Origin of the sequence: Pseudomonas sp. PS02290, assembly GCF_029960075.1 — a bacterium.
GTDB lineage: Bacteria > Pseudomonadota > Gammaproteobacteria > Pseudomonadales > Pseudomonadaceae > Aquipseudomonas.
In genome coordinates, this window is sequence record NZ_JASCOY010000007.1 from 46,828 (window position 1) to 64,172 (window position 17,345).

Here is a 17,345-nt window from a genome sequence, read left to right on the forward strand (position 1 = left end):
CAGCCCCATTACTGGCTATGTCCGAGCAACGGCTCAGAACAGAATTCCTACGGCAATCTAACGAGGTCGCCATGAACAGCGAAGAACAAACCCTGATCGATGGCTTGTTTGGCAAGCTCAAGCAAGCAGAAACCGAATCGGCCCCCCGTGATGCGCAGGCCGAAGCGCTGATCAAGGAGCACCTGACTCGCCAGCCGGCCGCGCCTTATTACATGGCGCAGTCGATCCTCGTGCAGGAAGTCGCGATCAAGCAGCTGGAGGCCCAGAACCGTCAGCGCGACGAGCAGATTCAACAGCTGCGGGCTGAGCTGGAGCGGGCAAAGTCCGCCGCGCCTGCCCAGTCCGGCAGCGGCGGTGGATTTCTGTCGAGCATCTTCGGCGGCGGCTCCCGTGAGCCCCAGGCTCAGCAGCCAGCTTCGTCGTTCTCGCGTCCGTCGAACCCGCAACCTTCCTCGGGCGGCTGGCGTGAAAGCGGTCCGGCAAGCGCGCCGCAGCAAAATTATGCTCAGCCACAGCAAAACTATGCCCAGCCGCAACAGGCACCGGCGGCCCCAGTCGGCAGTGGTTTCCTGGGCGGCGCCCTGAAAACCGCAGCGGGCGTGGCCGGGGGCGTGATGCTGGCGGAAGGCATCAGCAGCCTGTTCCATCACAACAGCCAACCGCAGGAAATCGTCGAGATCATCCAGGAGCAGCCGGCCCAGCCTGCTGCCGAACATGATCAGGGCGGCAGCGGTGGGTGGGGTGACGACCAGCAGCGCGTGACAGGTAATGACAGTACCGGCAATGACAGCTGGGGCAGTGATTCAAATGGCTTCGCCGACACTGACTACGGCAGTGACACCGGTGGCGGCTTGTTTGACGACGACGATTCTTTCGTCTGATAACGAAAGGCAGCGGCGGCATATCCTCCAGGAATGCCCCGCTGCCCCGACAGCGCGCTGCGGCGCTCCACACCCAATCCTTCAATCCCGTTCCCAAAATGGCATACTGAGCGCCGGTCCGGTTTTCGGGCCCTTGTCGCTTGTCAGCGCATCGAGGATTTTGGGTGAGAAGAATCGCGGTCTTCGCCGACGTACAGAACCTGTATTACACAGTGCGTCAGGCTCACGGTTGTCACTTCAATTACGCCGCCCTGTGGGCTGACATCAGCCAGCGCGGGCAGATCGTCGAGGCGTATGCGTATGCCATTGACCGTGGCGACAGCAAGCAGCAGCAATTCCAGCAGATCCTGCGCAACCTCGGTTTCACCGTCAAACTCAAACCCTACATCCAGCGCAGCGACGGCTCGGCCAAGGGCGACTGGGACGTGGGCATCACCATCGACATCATGGACGTCGCGCCGAATGTCGATGAAGTCGTGCTGGCGTCCGGCGATGGCGATTTTGACCTGTTGCTGGAGCGCATCATCAGCAAACACGGCGTCGAAGCGATTGCCTACGGCGTACCGGGGTTGACCGCCAATTCGTTGATCCGCGCGGCCAGTCGTTATGTGCCGATCGAGGGCGGGTTGCTGCTCAAGACCTGATCCACCGCCTCGGTGCAGCAGCGTCTGTGTCGCCTATGCGACTGACGACGAATGACTTGTGGGAGTGAGCTTGCTCACGAAGAGGCCGGGGCATTCAGCCACTTTCTCTGGGGCTGAAAGTAAGCCTTCGCGAGCAAGCTCGACTCCCACGGGAGGGTGATTCGGCTCGGGATTCCCGGTTGGCGCAAGACCTGTGGGAGTGAGCTTGCTCACGAAGAGGCCGGTATGCGCACCAGAACTTCCGTGGCTGAAATGCACTATTCGCGAGCAAGCTCGCTCCCAGAGGAATTAAGTTTGCTGCAGAACAGTGTGATGCCTGAACATCACGCGTTTTCCGAAAAAAATCGTCACTGTTAAGGCCTCCTCCATGCAAGAACGCATCGCCGTCATCGACTTCGAAACCACCGGCATTTCCCCCAGCAGCTACTGCCGCGCGACGGAAATCGCCGTGGTGATCGTGGAGCAGGGCGTCATCGTCGAGCGCTATCAAAGCCTGATGAACGCCGGCGTGCGCATCCCGTCTTTCATCGAATCCCTGACCGGCATCAGCAACAGCATGCTGCGCACGGCGCCGCCGGCTGAACGGGTCATGAATGAAGTTGCCGAGTTCGTCGGCCTGACGCCGCTGGTGGCGCACAACGCCTCGTTCGACCAGAAATTCTGGGACTTCGAACTGTCGCGCATCAAGCGTAGTCGCGTGCAAAGCTTCGCCTGCTCCATGCTGCTGGCGCGACGTCTTCTGCCCCATGCGCCGAACCACAAGCTCGGCACGCTTACCAGCTGGGCCGGCTTGCCCCACACCGGCAAGGCTCACCGGGCCATGGCCGATGCCGAAATGGCCGCCAACCTGACGCTGCACCTGGGCCACCAACTGCGCGACACCCACGGTCTCGCCGGTGTCTCCCATCAGTTGCTGTGCACCCTGCAAAAAGTCCCGGCTAAGAAGATTGCGGATGCGATCACCAAGCATCGCGGTCTCGCGACGAGTCAGTAGGACCGGCGGATGAATGCGTGCTGTCAGTGGGACCGGCTTCAGCCGGGAAGAGGCCGGTGTGAGCGCCATCAATTTTGCGATATGACGCCTGACGCCTTCCCGGCTGAAGCCAATCCCACAAGGTGTGCTCGGTCGATTAGTGGGACCGGCTTCAGCCGGGAAGAGGCCGGTGTGAGCGCCATCAATTTTGCGATATGACGCCTGACGCCTTCCCGGCTAAAGCCAGTCCCACTAATCGGCGCTTCAACGCGCGAGAAATTGTACGGGTCGAATAAACCACATTTGTAACTGACGCCTGCGGCCCGGACATTTCTAGAATCAGTCCCACAATAACCGACTGTACTAGAGCCCTTCATGCCTGCTGTCCGCCGTTTCCCCCTGCTGCTCATCGGGGCCTTTTTCGCGCTTTATGTGATCTGGGGCTCGACCTATCTCGCCATCCGCATCGGTATCGAAACCTGGCCTCCGCTCATGATGGCCGGGGTCCGCTTTACCATCGCCGGCTCCATCCTGTTTGCCTTCATGCGCTTTCGTGGCGCGCCGATGCCGACCTGGAAGCAGTGGAAATCCGCAGGGATGATCGGCTTTCTGCTGCTCGCCTGCGGCAATGGCGGCGTGACCCTGGCGGAACATGCAGGCGTTGCTTCGGGTGTCGCCGCGTTGGCCGTGGCCGTGGTGCCGTTGTTCACCTTGTTGTTCGGCCTGTTCTGGGGGCATCGCAATACCGGGTTGGAGTGGGCTGGCATTTTGCTCGGCCTCGTCGGCATCTCCTTGCTTAACCTCGGCTCGAACCTGCAGGCCAGCCCCATGGGCGCCGCGCTGGTGATCTTCGCCGCAGCGACCTGGGCGTTCGGCTCGGTGTGGAGCCGCTACCTGCCATTGCCCGCCGGGCCGATGGCCAGCGCCTGCGAAATGCTGGTGGCCGGCGCGGTGCTGTTGCTCGGCAGCTTTGTGAGCGGCGAACGCATGACTCAATCCCCGGGCCTCTCCGGCTGGTTGGTGATGGCGTATCTGGTGGTGTTCGGCTCGATCGTCGCGTTCAGCTCCTATATGTACCTGCTGAAGAACGTGCGACCCGCCGCCGCGACCAGCTATTGCTACGTCAACCCGGCGGTGGCGGTGTTGCTGGGCGTGTTGTTCGCCGGCGAACACATCGGCTGGGCAGAAGGTGCAGCGATGGCGGTGATCATCAGCGCCGTCGTGCTCATCGGGCTGCCGCAGTGGCGCAAGCAGAAACCGGTGTAGAAAGGGTAAACTGCGCGCCATTGTCTTCTACAGACTCTTGTGCGCTGACCTTTTTCCAACGGTACTGAAATGACATTCGCCTCCCTCGGCCTGATCGAACCCCTGCTGCGTGCCCTCGAAACACTGGGCTACCAGACTCCCACCCCCGTTCAGGCCCAGGCGATTCCGCCCGTGCTCGAAGGCCGCGACCTCATGGCCGCCGCCCAGACCGGTACTGGCAAGACCGCAGGCTTCGCGCTGCCACTGCTGCAACGCCTGACCATGGAAGGCCCGAAAGTGGCCGCCAACTCCGTGCGCGCGCTGGTGCTGGTGCCGACCCGAGAGCTGGCCGAGCAGGTTCACGAAGCCATCGCGCAATACGCCGAGCACCTGCCGCTGACCACTTACGCGGCTTACGGCGGCGTCAGCATCAACCCGCAGATGATGAAGCTGCGCCGTGGTGTTGACGTGCTGGTTGCCACTCCCGGCCGCCTGCTCGACCTGTATCGCCAGAACGCCGTGAAATTCTCGCAACTGCAGACCCTGATCCTTGATGAAGCCGATCGCATGCTCGATCTAGGCTTTTCCGAAGAGCTGCGCGACATCTACGCCGCGCTGCCGAAGCGCCGCCAGACGTTGCTGTTCTCCGCGACCTTCTCCGATGCGATCCGCGCGCTGGCCGGGCAGATGCTCGACAACCCGCTGACCATCGAAGTCAGCCCGCGCAATGTGGCGGCGTCGTCGGTCAAGCAGTGGATCGTCACCGTCGACAAGAAGCGCAAGAGCGAGCTGTTCATTCATCTACTCAAGAAGCATCGCTGGGGTCAGGTGCTGGTCTTCGCGAAAACCCGCGTCGGCGTCGACCAATTGGTGGAGCGCCTGCAAGGCCTGAGTCTCAACGCAGACGGCATTCACGGCGACAAACCCCAGGCCACTCGCCAGCGCGCGCTGGATCGGTTCAAGAGCGGTGACGTGCAGATCCTCGTCGCCACCGACGTTGCGGCTCGCGGCCTGGACATCGACGACCTGCCGACCGTGGTCAACCTTGACTTGCCGATCGTTGCTGAAGATTACATCCACCGCATTGGACGCACCGGGCGTGCGGGGCAAACCGGTGAAGCGATCTCCCTGGTGTGCGCCGACGAAGTCGACCTGCTCAGCGCCATCGAAATGCTCACCCGCCAGACCCTCCAGCGCCGCGAAGAGCCCGACTTCATTCCAGAACACCGCGTGCCGACTACCGACGCAACCGGGCAGATTCTGAAGAAACCGAAAAAGCCAAAGAAACCGAAAGGCGGTGGCGGAGGCGGCAAACGCAATCTGGGCAAATGGGTCGATAGCGGTGAAGCGGCGGCAGAAGTGCCGTCCATTAAGCCAGTGCGCAAAGTGCCGGTGTTCAACACCGGACCGCGCAAGCGCAAGCCGTAAGAGGAGGAACTGCAGCACGGTCCGGCCAATCCCATTGCCCGGACCAGCGAGTTTATTGTGGGAGCGAGCTTGCTCGCGAAGCTGTTTGTCCGGCGCAGAAAATCCACCGGATGGACTGGCCTATTCGCGAGCAAGCTCGCTCCCACAGGTTCTGCGTTCAATCCATAGTGCCCGGTCGACGCAATCAATTTGTGGGAGCGAGCTTGCTCGCGAAAGATGGCCCGCCAATCCACGTCCCAACGACACACCCAAAGGGCCTAACGCCCGCGCAGCACATCCTGATAAAGATCCGCATACCCCTGCACCATCTTCTTCGACGTAAACATCGACTCAAATCGCTGCGCCGCCTTCAACCCCATCTGCGTCGCCCGCTCTCTGTCATTCCACAGCGTATTCATCGCGGCCGCCAACGCATCCGGTTCCCGTGGCGGAACGACCAGCCCCGTCTCGTCCGCGATGTTGATGAAGGTGGTACCAGTGCCCATCTCGCACGAGATCATTGGCTTGCCATACATCGCCGCTTCCAGCAGCGAGATCCCGAACGATTCCGAACGCTGGTGCGACGGGAACACAAACGCCTCACATAGCATCAGCAGCGCGTTCTTGTCCTCGTCCGGCAGGCTGCCCACAAACACGACGTTACTAAGCCCCAGCGCCTTGGCTTTCGCCTTGAGCTCCAGCTCTTGGTGCCCGCCGCCCATGATCACCACCGGCAGGCGATTTTTGTGCGCTGCCTCAAGCAGGAAATCCAGGCCCTTGTAGTAACGCAGGGCACCGACGAACAGAAAGAAGCGTTCGCCCAATTGCTGCTTCCACTGCTCAAGTTTTGCCTGAGAAGGGGCACGGTAGGTGGCGCGATCCAGACCAAACGGAATGATCTCAACCTTATCCCTGAACCGGGTTAGCACTTCACTGCTGGCGGCATAGTTCGGCGACGATACGACGATCCGATCAACGCTTCCCAGAAAGCGATTCATCAGCGGCGCATACAGCTTGAGCAGCGTCTTCTGCTTGATGATGTCCGAGTGGTAGCTCACCACCGTCGGTTTTTTGATGTGAGCGGCGAAGTGCGCGATGTCCATGTACGGCCACGGGAAGTGGTAATGCACGATGTCGGCTTCGCGCGCGAGCTCCTTGAAATCCCGAATGCCCGACAGTGAAAAGCCCGTCGACGCGACATACAGATCCTGTTTTGAGCGGTGTGCGATGTGATTGCCCACCGTCTCGTTACGCGCCGCGCCTTGAGTGCTCAGCGACAACACCTGGGACTCGATCCCGTGAGCCTGGCAACCCTGTGCCAGCTGAAAGATGACTTGCTCGACGCCACCGCCCTTGCTTTCCGGGAAGTAGGTTTTGAAGAAGTGCAAAACTTTGGTCATCAGGATTCTCTGACGAAACGATAACGTCCGCTGTTCTCGCGATAGGTGCGTTGCGGGCAGAGCGGGGATGTGTGGGGCGGAGGATAAAGGAAAACCTGAAGCGCCTCACAGCGCTTCGGGTTGGGTACTGCGGCGTTACGCGTCTGCCAGCATCCAGCCAAGCGTTTCGCTCAGCTCGGGTGTCTGCCAGCCCGCGACCAGCGACTTCAGCTTGCTGTTGTCGCCGCACAAGGTCTTCACCTCGTTGGCCCGCACGAAAGCAGGGTTCACTTCGACAGTAAGGTCGTGGCCGGTGATGGCGCGACACATGTCGAGCACTTCACGCAGCGAGTGAGTCTTGCCTGAACTGACGTTGACATACTGACCGAACGGCTTGGCTTCAAGCAGCCCGCGGTAAGCGGCCACCAGCGAACGGACGTCGCTGAAATCGCGCCAGACATCCAGGTTGCCCAGCTCGATCTTCCCGGCCTTCTCGCGGAAGTGTTTGACGATCTTTGGCAGCAGGAAGTTATCCGCCTGGCCGACGCCGGTGTAGTTGAACGGGCGCGCGATGATGATCGGCAACCGCCCGAACCACAAGCTGGCCATGTATTCCATGGCCAGCTTGCTCACGGCGTAATCGTTGGCCGGCGCCGGCGTGGTGCTCTCATCGAGCAATCCTTCCGACGCATTGCCATACACGTTGGCACTGCTGGCGAGCAAAACGCTTTCCGGCGCCTTGCCGCAGTTGGCGATGGCTTCGAGCAGGTTGCGCGTACCAATCAGGTTGACCTGGTAAAACGCATCCGCCGCGCCATGCCCGACAAACGCCAACGCCGCGAGATGAACGACGATGTCCGGCTGAAGGTCCGCCAGCAGCTTGCTCAGACCCACCAGATCGGTGAGATCAGCCTGATAATAATTGGCTTCATCGGACGGATTGCTGCCCAGACCGACAACCTCGCAGCCCTGGGCTGTGAGTTCGGCCGCCATGTAGCGCCCCGTAAATCCATGAATACCCGTTATCAGCGCTCGCTTGCCGGCGATACTCATCAGAACGAGAACCCTTTTTCGTTACGACGCAGGTCCGCTTCGACCATCATGCGGCACAGCTCTTCCAGGTTGGTCTTAGGCTCCCAGCCCAGGACTTCCTTGGCTTTGGCCGGGTTGCCGATCAACAGCTCAACTTCGGTCGGGCGGTAGAACTTCGGATTGACCGAGACCAAGACCTTGCCAGTGGCAGCGCAGGTACCGATTTCTTCTTCCGCTTCGCCACTCCAGTTGATGGTGATGTCGACAGCCTTGAATGCCATCGCGACGAAGTCACGAACGGTTTCAGTGCGGTTGGTGGCCAGGACGAAAGTGTCCGGCTGATCAGCCTGCAGCATGCGCCACATACCTTCGACGTACTCTTTGGCGAAGCCCCAGTCGCGCTTGGCGTCCATGTTGCCCAGTACCAGCGAGTCCTGCAGACCCAGCTTGATCTTGGCAACGGTGTCAGTGATTTTGCGCGTGACGAACTCACGGCCGCGCAGTGGCGACTCGTGGTTGAACAGAATACCGCTGGTCGCAAAAATACCGTACGACTCGCGATAGTTGATGGTCATCCAGTGAGCGTACAGCTTGGCGACGCCGTAAGGGCTGCGCGGGTAGAACGGAGTGTCTTCAACCTGAGGAATGGCCTGAACCTTACCGAACATCTCGGAAGTCGACGCTTGGTAGAAGCGGACTTTCGGGTTAACGATACGGATAGCTTCTAGCAGATTCACAGCGCCCAGGCCGGTGATTTCGGCGGTGGTGATCGGCTGTTCAAAGGAAACGCCCACGAAGCTCTGCGCAGCGAGGTTGTACACCTCGGTGGCTTCGGTGGTCTGCAGCAGGCGGATGCTGGCCGACAGGTCGGTCAGGTCGTACTCGACCAGGTGCAGGTTTGGATTGTTCTGGATGCCCAGTTCTTCGATCCGCCAGAAATTGACAGAACTGGTACGACGATAGGTGCCGTAGACGGTGTAGCCCTTGCCAAGCAGCAGTTCAGCCAGGTAGGCGCCGTCTTGACCAGTGATGCCGGTAACAATTGCTTTCATGCGGGGATCAAGCTCCGTTGGTAGTTGTGTATTAGTGGCGAAAAGCCGGCAGCGTTGCAGCGACCGCTGGCGCGCGCGAATTGTTTGCCGGGAAATATACACGGAACCGGCAATAGGCTCGATAGGCGCCAGATAAAAGTGCTCTCCAAAGTTCAACGTGCAGTTCTTGCATCCTCTTACAAGGGTTGTGCCAACTACGTAAGAGCCCTGAAGCGGCGCTATCATGCTTGCGCTCCAACTTCCTAAGTCCCCCGGCGGTCTTTGGGCGCGGTGCCTGCATGTGCGGCGTGAGATTCCTTCCAACGGCCATCCCCCGACAGGAGCCGCCTCGCAAAATCCTGCACTAAACCGGGCACCAGAGTGTAAACTCCGTCCCCCGAAGCAACTTCAGATGCGCTCAAACCGCGCGTGGTACTCCACGCCTCGCCCTGTTCGGCGTGGTCCTGGAGCATCTTCCGCACGCCACTTTTGTTATGTTCGTCGCCCGAAGTCTTTTTCACAGGCGTTGCCAGACGTTAACTTCTGCAGCCTTTCAGTATTTCGAATCCGGTAACCCCATGGTTTCAGTAAAGCTCCACAGTGGGCAGACATTCATTTCCGAGCCTGGCGCTTCGTTGCTGGACAGCGCAAAAGCTGCCGGCATCACCCTTGAGTACAGCTGTCGCACGGGTCGTTGCGGCGTGTGCAAAACCACGGTGCTCAGCGGTGACACTGAGGCCCTCAAAGGAGAGGCGTCACTGACCGCGGAGGAGATGGCCGCAGGAATGATTCTGACCTGCTGCCGCCGTGCGATTACCGATGTGGAGATAGACGCCGAGGATATCGGTGCGCTGGGCGACATCGAAGTCAAAACCCTGCCTTGCCGGATCGACACCATTACTCATCTTGCGGACAACGTGGTTGAAGTCATCCTGCGCATCCCGCCTGCCAGCAAGCTTCATTACCTGCCTGGTCAGTATCTGGACGTGATCGGGGCGGGCGGCTTGCGTCGCAGTTATTCCATCGCCAATGCCCCGCGCATCGACGGCAAGCTCGAACTGCAGATCCGGCAAGTCGAGCACGGCTCGATGTCTCGTTACTGGTTCGGTGACGCCAAACCCAATGACCTTCTGCGCCTGGAAGGCCCGCTGGGCACATTCTGTCTGCGTGACAAGAGTGCTAGCACCCTGATTTTTCTCGCTACCGGTACCGGCATTGCGCCTGTCAAGGCGATGCTTGAGCAGTTACAGGCTAATCCGGAGCTGGCGGCGGGCAAGAAGATCTTCATCTATTGGGGCGGGCGCAGTCTTACCGATATTTACTGGGCACCTCATCTTGAGGGTCTGAACGCGGTATTTATTCCTGTACTCTCACGGCCGGATGCGCAATGGCAGGGCCGTACTGGCTACGTCCAGACCGCTCTGCTTGATGACGGAATCGAACTTGATCATGCAGTGGTATATGCCTGCGGCTCAGAGAGCATGATCCATTCCGCGCGTGAAGCTCTGAATAGTGCCGGATTGCCTGTCAAACACTTTTACTCCGATGCATTCGTGAGTTCGAACTAACAAGGAGCGGTTATGAAAGCGGTCATTCTGGCAGGTGGGCTCGGCACGCGTTTAAGCGAAGAGACCGGTACACGGCCCAAGCCAATGGTTGAAATCGGTGGCAAGCCGATTCTGTGGCACATCATGAAAATGTACTCCTCCCACGGCATCAATGATTTCATCATTTGCTGTGGCTACAAGGGCTACATGATCAAGGAATACTTTGCCAACTACTTCCTGCACACGTCCGACATCACGTTCAACATGCGCGAAAACACCATGAAAGTTCACGACCAGCGCGCTGAAGACTGGAATGTGACGTTGGTCGATACAGGCGAGACGTCCATGACCGGTGGCCGTCTGCGTCGGGTTGCGGACTATGTGCGCAACGATGAGGCTTTTTGCTTCACCTACGGCGATGGCGTTGGAAGCATGGACATCAGCGCTGCTGTCGCTTTCCACAAGAGCCACGGCAAAGCGGCCACGCTCACCGCTACCTTCCCGCCAGGCCGCTTTGGCGCACTGGACATCGCCGAAGGCCGGGTCCTGAACTTCAAGGAAAAGCCTAAAGGCGACGGCGCCATGATCAATGGCGGCTTCTTCGTGCTTTCTCCGCAAGTGCTGGATTACCTGGAAGACGACAGTACGGTCTGGGAACAGGGCCCGTTGATGAGCCTCGCCGAGGAGGGCCAGCTGATGGCCTTCGAACATCCGGGCTTCTGGCAGCCGATGGATACCCTGCACGATAAAAATCTGCTTGAGAAGTTGTGGCAGAGCGGCGACGCGCCTTGGAAATTCTGGGACTGAGAACAACTATGAAAGCTTCTGTCTCCGCTAACTTCTGGAAAGGCAAAAAGGTCTTCCTCACGGGCCACACCGGCTTCAAGGGTAGCTGGCTTGCACTTTGGTTGCAGGGCATGGGCGCCCAAGTGAAAGGCCTTGCCTTGGCGCCACCCACTACGCCTTCACTGTTCGACCAAGCGCAGGTTGAGCGGGGCATGGAGTCGCAGATCGGCGACATCCGCGACCTGCAGACTGTGACTGAGAGCATGGTTGCCTTCAATCCGGACATCCTGATTCACATGGCGGCGCAACCGCTGGTCAGGCTGTCGTACCGGGAACCGGTCGAAACCTACGCCACCAACGTGATGGGCACCGTTCATGTGTTGGAGGCCGCGCGCAAGTGCCCCGGCCTGCGTGCCATCGTCAATGTCACCACCGACAAATGTTACGAGAACCAGGAATGGGAATGGGGCTATCGCGAGAACGAGCCCATGGGTGGCCACGATCCGTACAGCAACAGTAAAGGCTGTGTGGAACTGGTAACCAGCGCTTACCGCAACTCGTTCTTTAACACTGAACACTCCGCTGCACTGGCCTCGGCGCGCGCCGGCAATGTCATTGGCGGTGGCGATTGGGCTGACGACCGGTTGATTCCGGACATTTTGCGCGCTGTCGAACAGGGCAAGCCTGTGATAGTCCGCAATCCCAAGGCCACCCGCCCTTGGCAGCACGTACTTGAACCGCTCAGCGGTTACCTTGTTCTGGCCCAGCACCTATGGGAGCATGGCCAGTCATTCGCTCAGGGCTGGAACTTCGGTCCTCGCGACGAGGACGCCCAACCTGTCGAATGGATACTCGATCACATGGTGCAGGCGTGGGGAGCTGGCGCTAGCTGGCAGCTTGACAGTGACCCGCAGCCGCATGAAGCACGCTATTTGAAGCTGGACATATCCAAGGCCCGCGCTCACCTGAAGTGGGAACCAACCTGGGGCCTGGAGACAACGCTGACTCGCATCGTCAACTGGCACAGAGCCTGGATGGAGAGTGCCGACATGCATGTCCGTTGCGTAGAAGAAATCAATAGCTACATGGCAGCCATGCCACTGGCGCCTAACCGATAATTAGCTTGAGCAGGAAATACTATGACCCCCGATATGCTCCGTCAGGAAATCAGCCAGCTCGTTGAGCGCTACGCCCAGACTGCCTTGGCGGCCAAACCTTTTGTCGGGGGCGAAACCGTCATCCCTCCGTCGGGCAAGGTAATCGGCGCGCGTGAACTGCAGCTGATGGTTGAGGCTTCGCTGGACGGCTGGCTGACCACTGGTCGCTTCAACGCTGAATTCGAGAAGAAACTCGCTGCGTTCCTGGGCGTGAACTACCTGCTGACCGTGAACTCCGGTTCTTCGGCCAACCTGGTTGCGTTCAGCACCCTCACTTCACCGAAACTGGGTGATCGTGCAATCAAGAAGGGCGACGAAGTCATCGGCGTTGCGGCGGGTTTCCCGACTACCGTGAACCCGATTGTTCAGTTCGGCGCGATCCCTGTGTTCGTCGACGTGGAAATGAACACCCACAACATCAATGCAGACTTGATCGAAGCGGCCATCACGCCTAAGACCAAGGCCATCATGCTCGCTCACACCTTGGGCAACCCGTTCAATCTGGGCAAGGTGAAGGCGCTGTGCGAAAAGTACAACCTGTGGTTGGTCGAAGATTGCTGTGACGCGCTGGGCGCGACTTACGACGGCAAGATGGTCGGCACCTTTGGCGACATCGCAACGCTCAGCTTCTACCCGGCTCACCACATCACCATGGGTGAAGGCGGCGCGGTATTCACCAACGACGCCCAACTGCGAATGATCGCTGAATCGTTCCGTGACTGGGGCCGCGATTGCTACTGCGCGCCAGGCTGCGACGACACGTGCGGCAACCGTTTCGGGCAGCAATTCGGCAGCCTGCCTCAAGGTTACGATCACAAGTACGTGTATGCCCACTTGGGCTACAACCTGAAGATCACCGACATGCAAGCTGCCTGCGGCCTGGCCCAGCTCGACCGCGCCCCGGAGTTCATCGCGACCCGCAAGCGCAACTTCCAGCTGTTGAAAGAGCGTTTGTCCAGCCTGAGCGACTTCCTGGAAATCGCCGAGCCTACGCCTAACAGCGATCCTTCCTGGTTCGGCTTCCCGGTAACGCTGAAAGAGACTGCCGGCGTCAAGCGTGTGGACCTGTTGAAGTTCCTCGATCAGAACAAGATCGGCACTCGTTTGCTGTTCGCAGGCAACTTGACCCGTCAGCCGTACTTCCATGGCGTTGAGCACCGCGTCGTGGGCGAACTGACCAACACCGACCGCACCATGAACCAGACCTTCTGGCTGGGCGTGCAACCGTCGCTGGGTCAGGAGCAGTTCGACTACGTTGGTGAAAAACTGGAAGAGTTCTTCGGGATCGGTTTCTAACTTATGAAAGCATCGGATGCAGTAGCCAAGGTTATGGCGGACACTCAAGTCCTCTACGGTTTCGAGCTCATCGGTGGAATGATTGCCCACTTGGTGGACAGTATTAACTTGCTCGGCAAGACCAAGTTGGTCTCCATGCACCATGAGCAAGGCGCCGCCTTCGCTGCATCTGCCGTCGCACGCGCGACGAATCACAAAGTGATGGGCGTGGCACTGGGCACAAGCGGCCCGGGTGCCACTAACCTGATCACAGGAATTGCAGACTGCTGGTTGGACAGCCATCCGTGCCTGTTCCTGACCGGCCAGGTCAATACCCATGAGCTGAAGGGCGAACGGGCTATCCGCCAACAGGGTTTTCAGGAACTCGACAGCGTTGCCTTGGTGAGCAGCATCACCAAGTACGCTCATCAGGTTACCCATGTCGACGAACTGATTCCTTGCCTGCTCAAGGCGATCACCATCGCCCGCGAAGGCCGGCCAGGGCCCGTGCTTCTGGACATCCCTATGGACGTTCAGCGGGCCGAAGTCGACGACGCCGTGCTTGATGAATTGCTGAGCGCATGGGCCCGCGAGTCGGACCGGGCGCCTGCGCAGAACGACTCGCATGCGGACGTCTGGGCGTTGTTGGAAAAAGCTCGGAAGCCGCTATTCCTGATTGGTGGCGGTGCCGTGAATTCGCCTGAGTTCAGCCAATGGTTGAACGAGGTCCGTAGACTGGGCATCCCTCACGTTGCGAGCCTGAAGGGCGCCGAGAAGGTGCCCGCCAGCGAGCACTACATCGGGATGCTCGGTGCCTACGGGACGAGGGCCGCCAACTACGCCGTGCAGAATTGCGACCTCCTGATTGTCTTCGGGAGTCGCATGGACGTCCGTCAAACCGGCGCCAAGCCCGAAACCTTCGCGCAAAACGCCCACATCGTTCAGTTCGACCTGGACGCCGCTCAACTGGACAACAGGGTGAAAGCGCAGCAGTCGATCCACGCCGACCTGGAAGGGGTTTTCGCCTCTTTCATTGCACGCGCTCCGATGCTGCCGTCCGCGCCCCCGTCTTGGCATGCAAGTTTGGCGCAGGTGTTCGAGCAATCGTTCAAGGACGAGTACACCGACTTGGGTTTCAGCCCTTTCGCTCTGTTCGGTGCCCTCAACGAATTGACCGAAGGCCGGGCGCTCGATTACGTGGCCGATGTAGGCAATAACCAGATGTGGGCCGCGCACACGTTGCGCCTGAACGCCGATCAAGCCATGCACCACTCCGGCGGTCTGGGCACGATGGGCTTTGCCATTCCGGCGGCCGTGGGTGCCTGCATCGCTGGGCAAAAGCCAGTTGTGGTGATTACCGGTGACGGCGGGGCCCAGCTGAATATTCAGGAGCTGGACATCATCGCCCGGGAGCGTCTGCCTATTCTGACGGTGGTACTGAACAACCACTCATTGGGCATGGTGCGCGGCTTTCAGGAAATGTATTTCGAGGGTCGTAACTCCTCGACGTACTGGGATGGTTATACCTCGCAATTCAAAGCCCTGGGCGAAGCGTACGGCATTGATTCGCGAAGCGTGATCGACTTGGACACGTTCAAATCTGCGGTCGTGGAGTTCCTGGCAAACGGCAAGCCGATGCTTATCGAAGTATTAATGCCAGACGCCCGCGAATGCCGACCGCGCCTTGAGTTCGGCCGTCCGATCCACGAGCAGTCGCCGTTGCTGGACTTGGGTCAATGAAGGTTGCCATCCTTGGAGCCAGCAGCCATATCGCCAAGGACCTGATAGCCAGTCTCGCTCAAGCCACAGCGTACAAATGCAGCCTGTTTGTGCGTACGCCGGCGACACTGAACGCAGAACTTCAAGCGATCGCGGCACGTGAGGGCTTTCCGGTTCTCGACTACGCCGCTTTCGGTGACCGCTGCGAATTTGATGCGATCATCAACTTCGTTGGCGTAGGCGATCCGGCCCGTGCCGTAGAGATGGGCCAGGCGATTTTCAGCATCACGGAGCAGTACGACCATCTGGCCTTGTCCTACTTGCGTAGCCACCCTGCATGCAAATACATCTACTTGAGCAGCGGCGCCGCCTATGGCACCAACTTCTCAGCGCCAATCACTGACGAATCGGCGGCCGTTTTCCCCATCAACGCGCTGCAACCACAGCACTGGTATGGCGCGGCCAAGTTTCAGGCTGAATGTCGCCACCGAGCGCTGCCAGAAGCGGCCATCACCGATGTGCGAGTCTTCAGCTATTTCAGCCATCGCCAGTCGTGCGAGGCGCGGTTCTTCCTGAGTGACATCCTGAGGTCCTTGCATACGGGCACCGTGCTGGAAGTTGCTCCCGATGACATGCTTCGCGATTACCTCACACCTGCCGACTTCATGCAGTTGATCGACCGGGTATTGCAGGCGCCTCCCGGTAACGCTGCAGTGGACTGTTACAGCCTTGCTCCCGTGGGGAAATTTGAATTGCTGGCAGCGGTCAGCGATGAGTTTGGCCTCAAGTTCACGGTTGCCGGTGAACAGGCTCGGGTGAATGCTACCGGGCCCAAGGCCCATTACTATTCGCACAATCGCAGGGCTGAGCAATTGTTCGGCTATGTGCCCGGCGACTCATCGCTAAGCGGTGTATTGCGTGAGATCAGGCAGGCGTTGCATGCAAGAGACTGAAAAAACGTGGCCACGGGTTCGCGCCCTTCTTCAAATTAAACTGGTCCGGTTTGCGTTGGTAGGGATGTTGAACGCGGCGTTCGGCTATGGCTGTTTTGCCGGCTTTCTCTATCTTGGCCTTCATTACAGCCTAGCGCTGCTGCTCGCCACCATTCTGGGCGTATTGTTCAACTTCAAGAGCACTGGCGCCCTGGTGTTTGGTTCGAACAACAACAAACTCATCTTTCGTTTCGTGGCCGGCTATGCCGTTGTCTACGCTGCCAACGTGGCCGGGATTGCAGGGCTGAAGTTGCTGGGCGTAAACCCCTATTTAGCCGGCATCGCGCTAATCGTGCCCATGGCTTTACTCTCATTCGTCATTAATAACAGGTATGTTTTCAATTATGCGTAAGCTCATCAGCATAGTGACCCCTTGCTACAACGAAGAAGCCAATATTGATGAGCTGTACCAGCGCATCGTTGAGGTGATGTCCCGCCTTGACTACGATTACGAACATATCTTCATTGATAACTGCTCGACCGACAGCAGCATCGTCAAGTTGCGCGCACTGGCTGCGCAGGACAACCGGGTCAAGTTGATCCTTAACGCCCGAAACTTCGGTCATATCCGCTCGCCCTACTACGCCCTGCTACAGGCTCGGGGCGACGCGGCCGTGCTGATCGCCTCCGACCTGCAAGACCCGCCAGAGATGATCGAAGAGTTCGTCAAGAAGTGGGAGGAGGGCTTCAAGACCGTGATGGCGGTGAAGCCAGAAAGCGAAGAGTCGCGATTGATGTTCATCGCACGCCGCGCCTATTACCGCTTCGTGACCCGCATCTCCGAAGTCCCGCTGGTGCAGAACGCAACAGGCGCAGGCCTGTTTGATCGTGCGGTCCTGGACATTCTCAAGAAGATCGACGATCCGTATCCGTACTTCCGTGGGCTGCTGTGCGAAATCGGCTTTCCGATTGCAACCGTGCCGTTCAAGCAACCACGGCGCCTGCGCGGCATCACCAGCAACAACTTCTATACCTTGTATGACATTGCCATGCTGGGTATCACCAACCATTCCAAAGTGCCTTTGCGTCTGATGGTGATGGGGGGCGCGTTGCTGGCTGGACTTAGCCTGCTAGCCGCATTCGGATTCCTGATCGCCAAGCTCGTGTTCTGGAACTCCTTTCAGGTGGGTATCGCTCCACTGCTTATTTCACTGTTCTTTTTCAGCTCGGTTCAGATTTTGTTCCTGGGGATGCTTGGTGAGTATCTGGGTTCGGTTCATACCAAAATTCGCAATATGCCGCTCGTGGTTGAAAGCGAACGCGTAAATTTTGACTAA

16 protein-coding genes are annotated in these 17,345 nt (G+C 59.0%); 13 read left to right on the top strand and 3 right to left on the bottom strand.

Annotated features, from left to right (window positions below; all coding sequences use genetic code 11):
- The first annotated feature begins 71 nt into the window (after positions 1 to 71).
- From QMX88_RS05955 to QMX88_RS05975, 5 genes are all read left to right on the top strand, one after another.
- Positions 72 to 881: a DUF2076 domain-containing protein gene (locus QMX88_RS05955; protein ID WP_282367248.1), complete on the top strand. Its 810-nt coding sequence runs from the start codon at positions 72 to 74 to the stop codon at positions 879 to 881.
- A gap of 164 nt (positions 882 to 1,045) precedes the next feature.
- Positions 1,046 to 1,525: an NYN domain-containing protein gene (locus QMX88_RS05960; RefSeq protein ID WP_108121635.1), complete on the top strand. Its 480-nt coding sequence runs from the start codon at positions 1,046 to 1,048 to the stop codon at positions 1,523 to 1,525.
- Between the two features lie 367 nt (positions 1,526 to 1,892).
- A complete protein-coding gene (locus QMX88_RS05965; RefSeq protein ID WP_282367254.1) occupies positions 1,893 to 2,519 on the top strand; it encodes a 3'-5' exonuclease in 627 nt (208 codons plus the stop codon).
- 354 nt (positions 2,520 to 2,873) lie between these two features.
- Positions 2,874 to 3,764: a drug/metabolite exporter YedA gene (gene yedA, locus QMX88_RS05970; RefSeq protein ID WP_282367256.1), complete on the top strand. Its 891-nt coding sequence runs from the start codon at positions 2,874 to 2,876 to the stop codon at positions 3,762 to 3,764.
- Between the two features lie 69 nt (positions 3,765 to 3,833).
- Positions 3,834 to 5,171: a DEAD/DEAH box helicase gene (locus QMX88_RS05975; RefSeq protein WP_282367258.1), complete on the top strand. Its 1,338-nt coding sequence runs from the start codon at positions 3,834 to 3,836 to the stop codon at positions 5,169 to 5,171.
- Positions 5,172 to 5,428: 257 nt separating this feature from the next.
- On the opposite strand, the gene QMX88_RS05980 is transcribed toward QMX88_RS05975, so the two are convergent.
- The 3 genes from QMX88_RS05980 to gmd form a co-directional block, all read right to left on the bottom strand.
- The gene (locus QMX88_RS05980; protein ID WP_282367260.1) at positions 5,429 to 6,550 is read right to left on the bottom strand and encodes a glycosyltransferase family 4 protein; all 1,122 of its coding nucleotides are present in this window, start codon (positions 6,548 to 6,550) and stop codon (positions 5,429 to 5,431) included.
- A 135-nt stretch (positions 6,551 to 6,685) separates the two neighbouring features.
- Positions 6,686 to 7,582 (bottom strand): GDP-mannose 4,6-dehydratase, encoded by an 897-nt coding sequence (locus QMX88_RS05985; protein WP_282367262.1) that lies wholly within the window; start codon positions 7,580 to 7,582, stop codon positions 6,686 to 6,688.
- Entirely contained in the window at positions 7,582 to 8,613 is a 1,032-nt protein-coding gene (gene gmd / locus QMX88_RS05990; protein WP_192174574.1) for a GDP-mannose 4,6-dehydratase, read from the bottom strand. The genes QMX88_RS05985 and gmd overlap by 1 nt, the downstream gene beginning before the upstream one ends.
- Positions 8,614 to 9,170: 557 nt before the next feature.
- On the opposite strand from gmd, the gene QMX88_RS05995 reads away from it, so the two are divergent.
- The 8 genes from QMX88_RS05995 to QMX88_RS06030 are packed head-to-tail and all read left to right on the top strand — an operon-like array spanning position 9,171 to position 17,345.
- Positions 9,171 to 10,160 (top strand): FAD-binding oxidoreductase, encoded by a 990-nt coding sequence (locus QMX88_RS05995; protein WP_282367341.1) that lies wholly within the window; start codon positions 9,171 to 9,173, stop codon positions 10,158 to 10,160.
- Between the two features lie 12 nt (positions 10,161 to 10,172).
- Positions 10,173 to 10,946: a glucose-1-phosphate cytidylyltransferase gene (rfbF, locus tag QMX88_RS06000; RefSeq protein WP_282367265.1), complete on the top strand. Its 774-nt coding sequence runs from the start codon at positions 10,173 to 10,175 to the stop codon at positions 10,944 to 10,946.
- A gap of 8 nt (positions 10,947 to 10,954) precedes the next feature.
- Positions 10,955 to 12,043, top strand: a complete 1,089-nt coding sequence (gene rfbG, locus QMX88_RS06005) for a CDP-glucose 4,6-dehydratase (RefSeq protein ID WP_282367343.1) — start codon at positions 10,955 to 10,957, stop codon at positions 12,041 to 12,043.
- Positions 12,044 to 12,064: 21 nt separating this feature from the next.
- Positions 12,065 to 13,378 carry a lipopolysaccharide biosynthesis protein RfbH gene (gene rfbH / locus QMX88_RS06010; RefSeq protein ID WP_282367267.1) on the top strand — a complete coding sequence of 438 codons (1,314 nt, stop codon included), beginning with the start codon at positions 12,065 to 12,067 and terminating at the stop codon, positions 13,376 to 13,378.
- A 33-nt stretch (positions 13,379 to 13,411) separates the two neighbouring features.
- Positions 13,412 to 15,097: a thiamine pyrophosphate-binding protein gene (locus tag QMX88_RS06015; protein ID WP_442969435.1), complete on the top strand. Its 1,686-nt coding sequence runs from the start codon at positions 13,412 to 13,414 to the stop codon at positions 15,095 to 15,097.
- On the top strand, positions 15,094 to 16,029 hold the full coding sequence (locus QMX88_RS06020) for an NAD-dependent epimerase/dehydratase family protein (RefSeq protein ID WP_282367271.1): 936 nt from the start codon (positions 15,094 to 15,096) through the stop codon (positions 16,027 to 16,029). Before QMX88_RS06015 ends, QMX88_RS06020 begins: the two co-directional genes overlap by 4 nt.
- A complete protein-coding gene (locus tag QMX88_RS06025; protein WP_282367273.1) occupies positions 16,016 to 16,420 on the top strand; it encodes a GtrA family protein in 405 nt (134 codons plus the stop codon). The genes QMX88_RS06020 and QMX88_RS06025 overlap by 14 nt, the downstream gene beginning before the upstream one ends.
- Complete coding sequence (locus QMX88_RS06030) at positions 16,413 to 17,345, top strand: glycosyltransferase family 2 protein (protein WP_037018086.1); 933 nt, start codon at positions 16,413 to 16,415, stop codon at positions 17,343 to 17,345. The genes QMX88_RS06025 and QMX88_RS06030 overlap by 8 nt, the downstream gene beginning before the upstream one ends.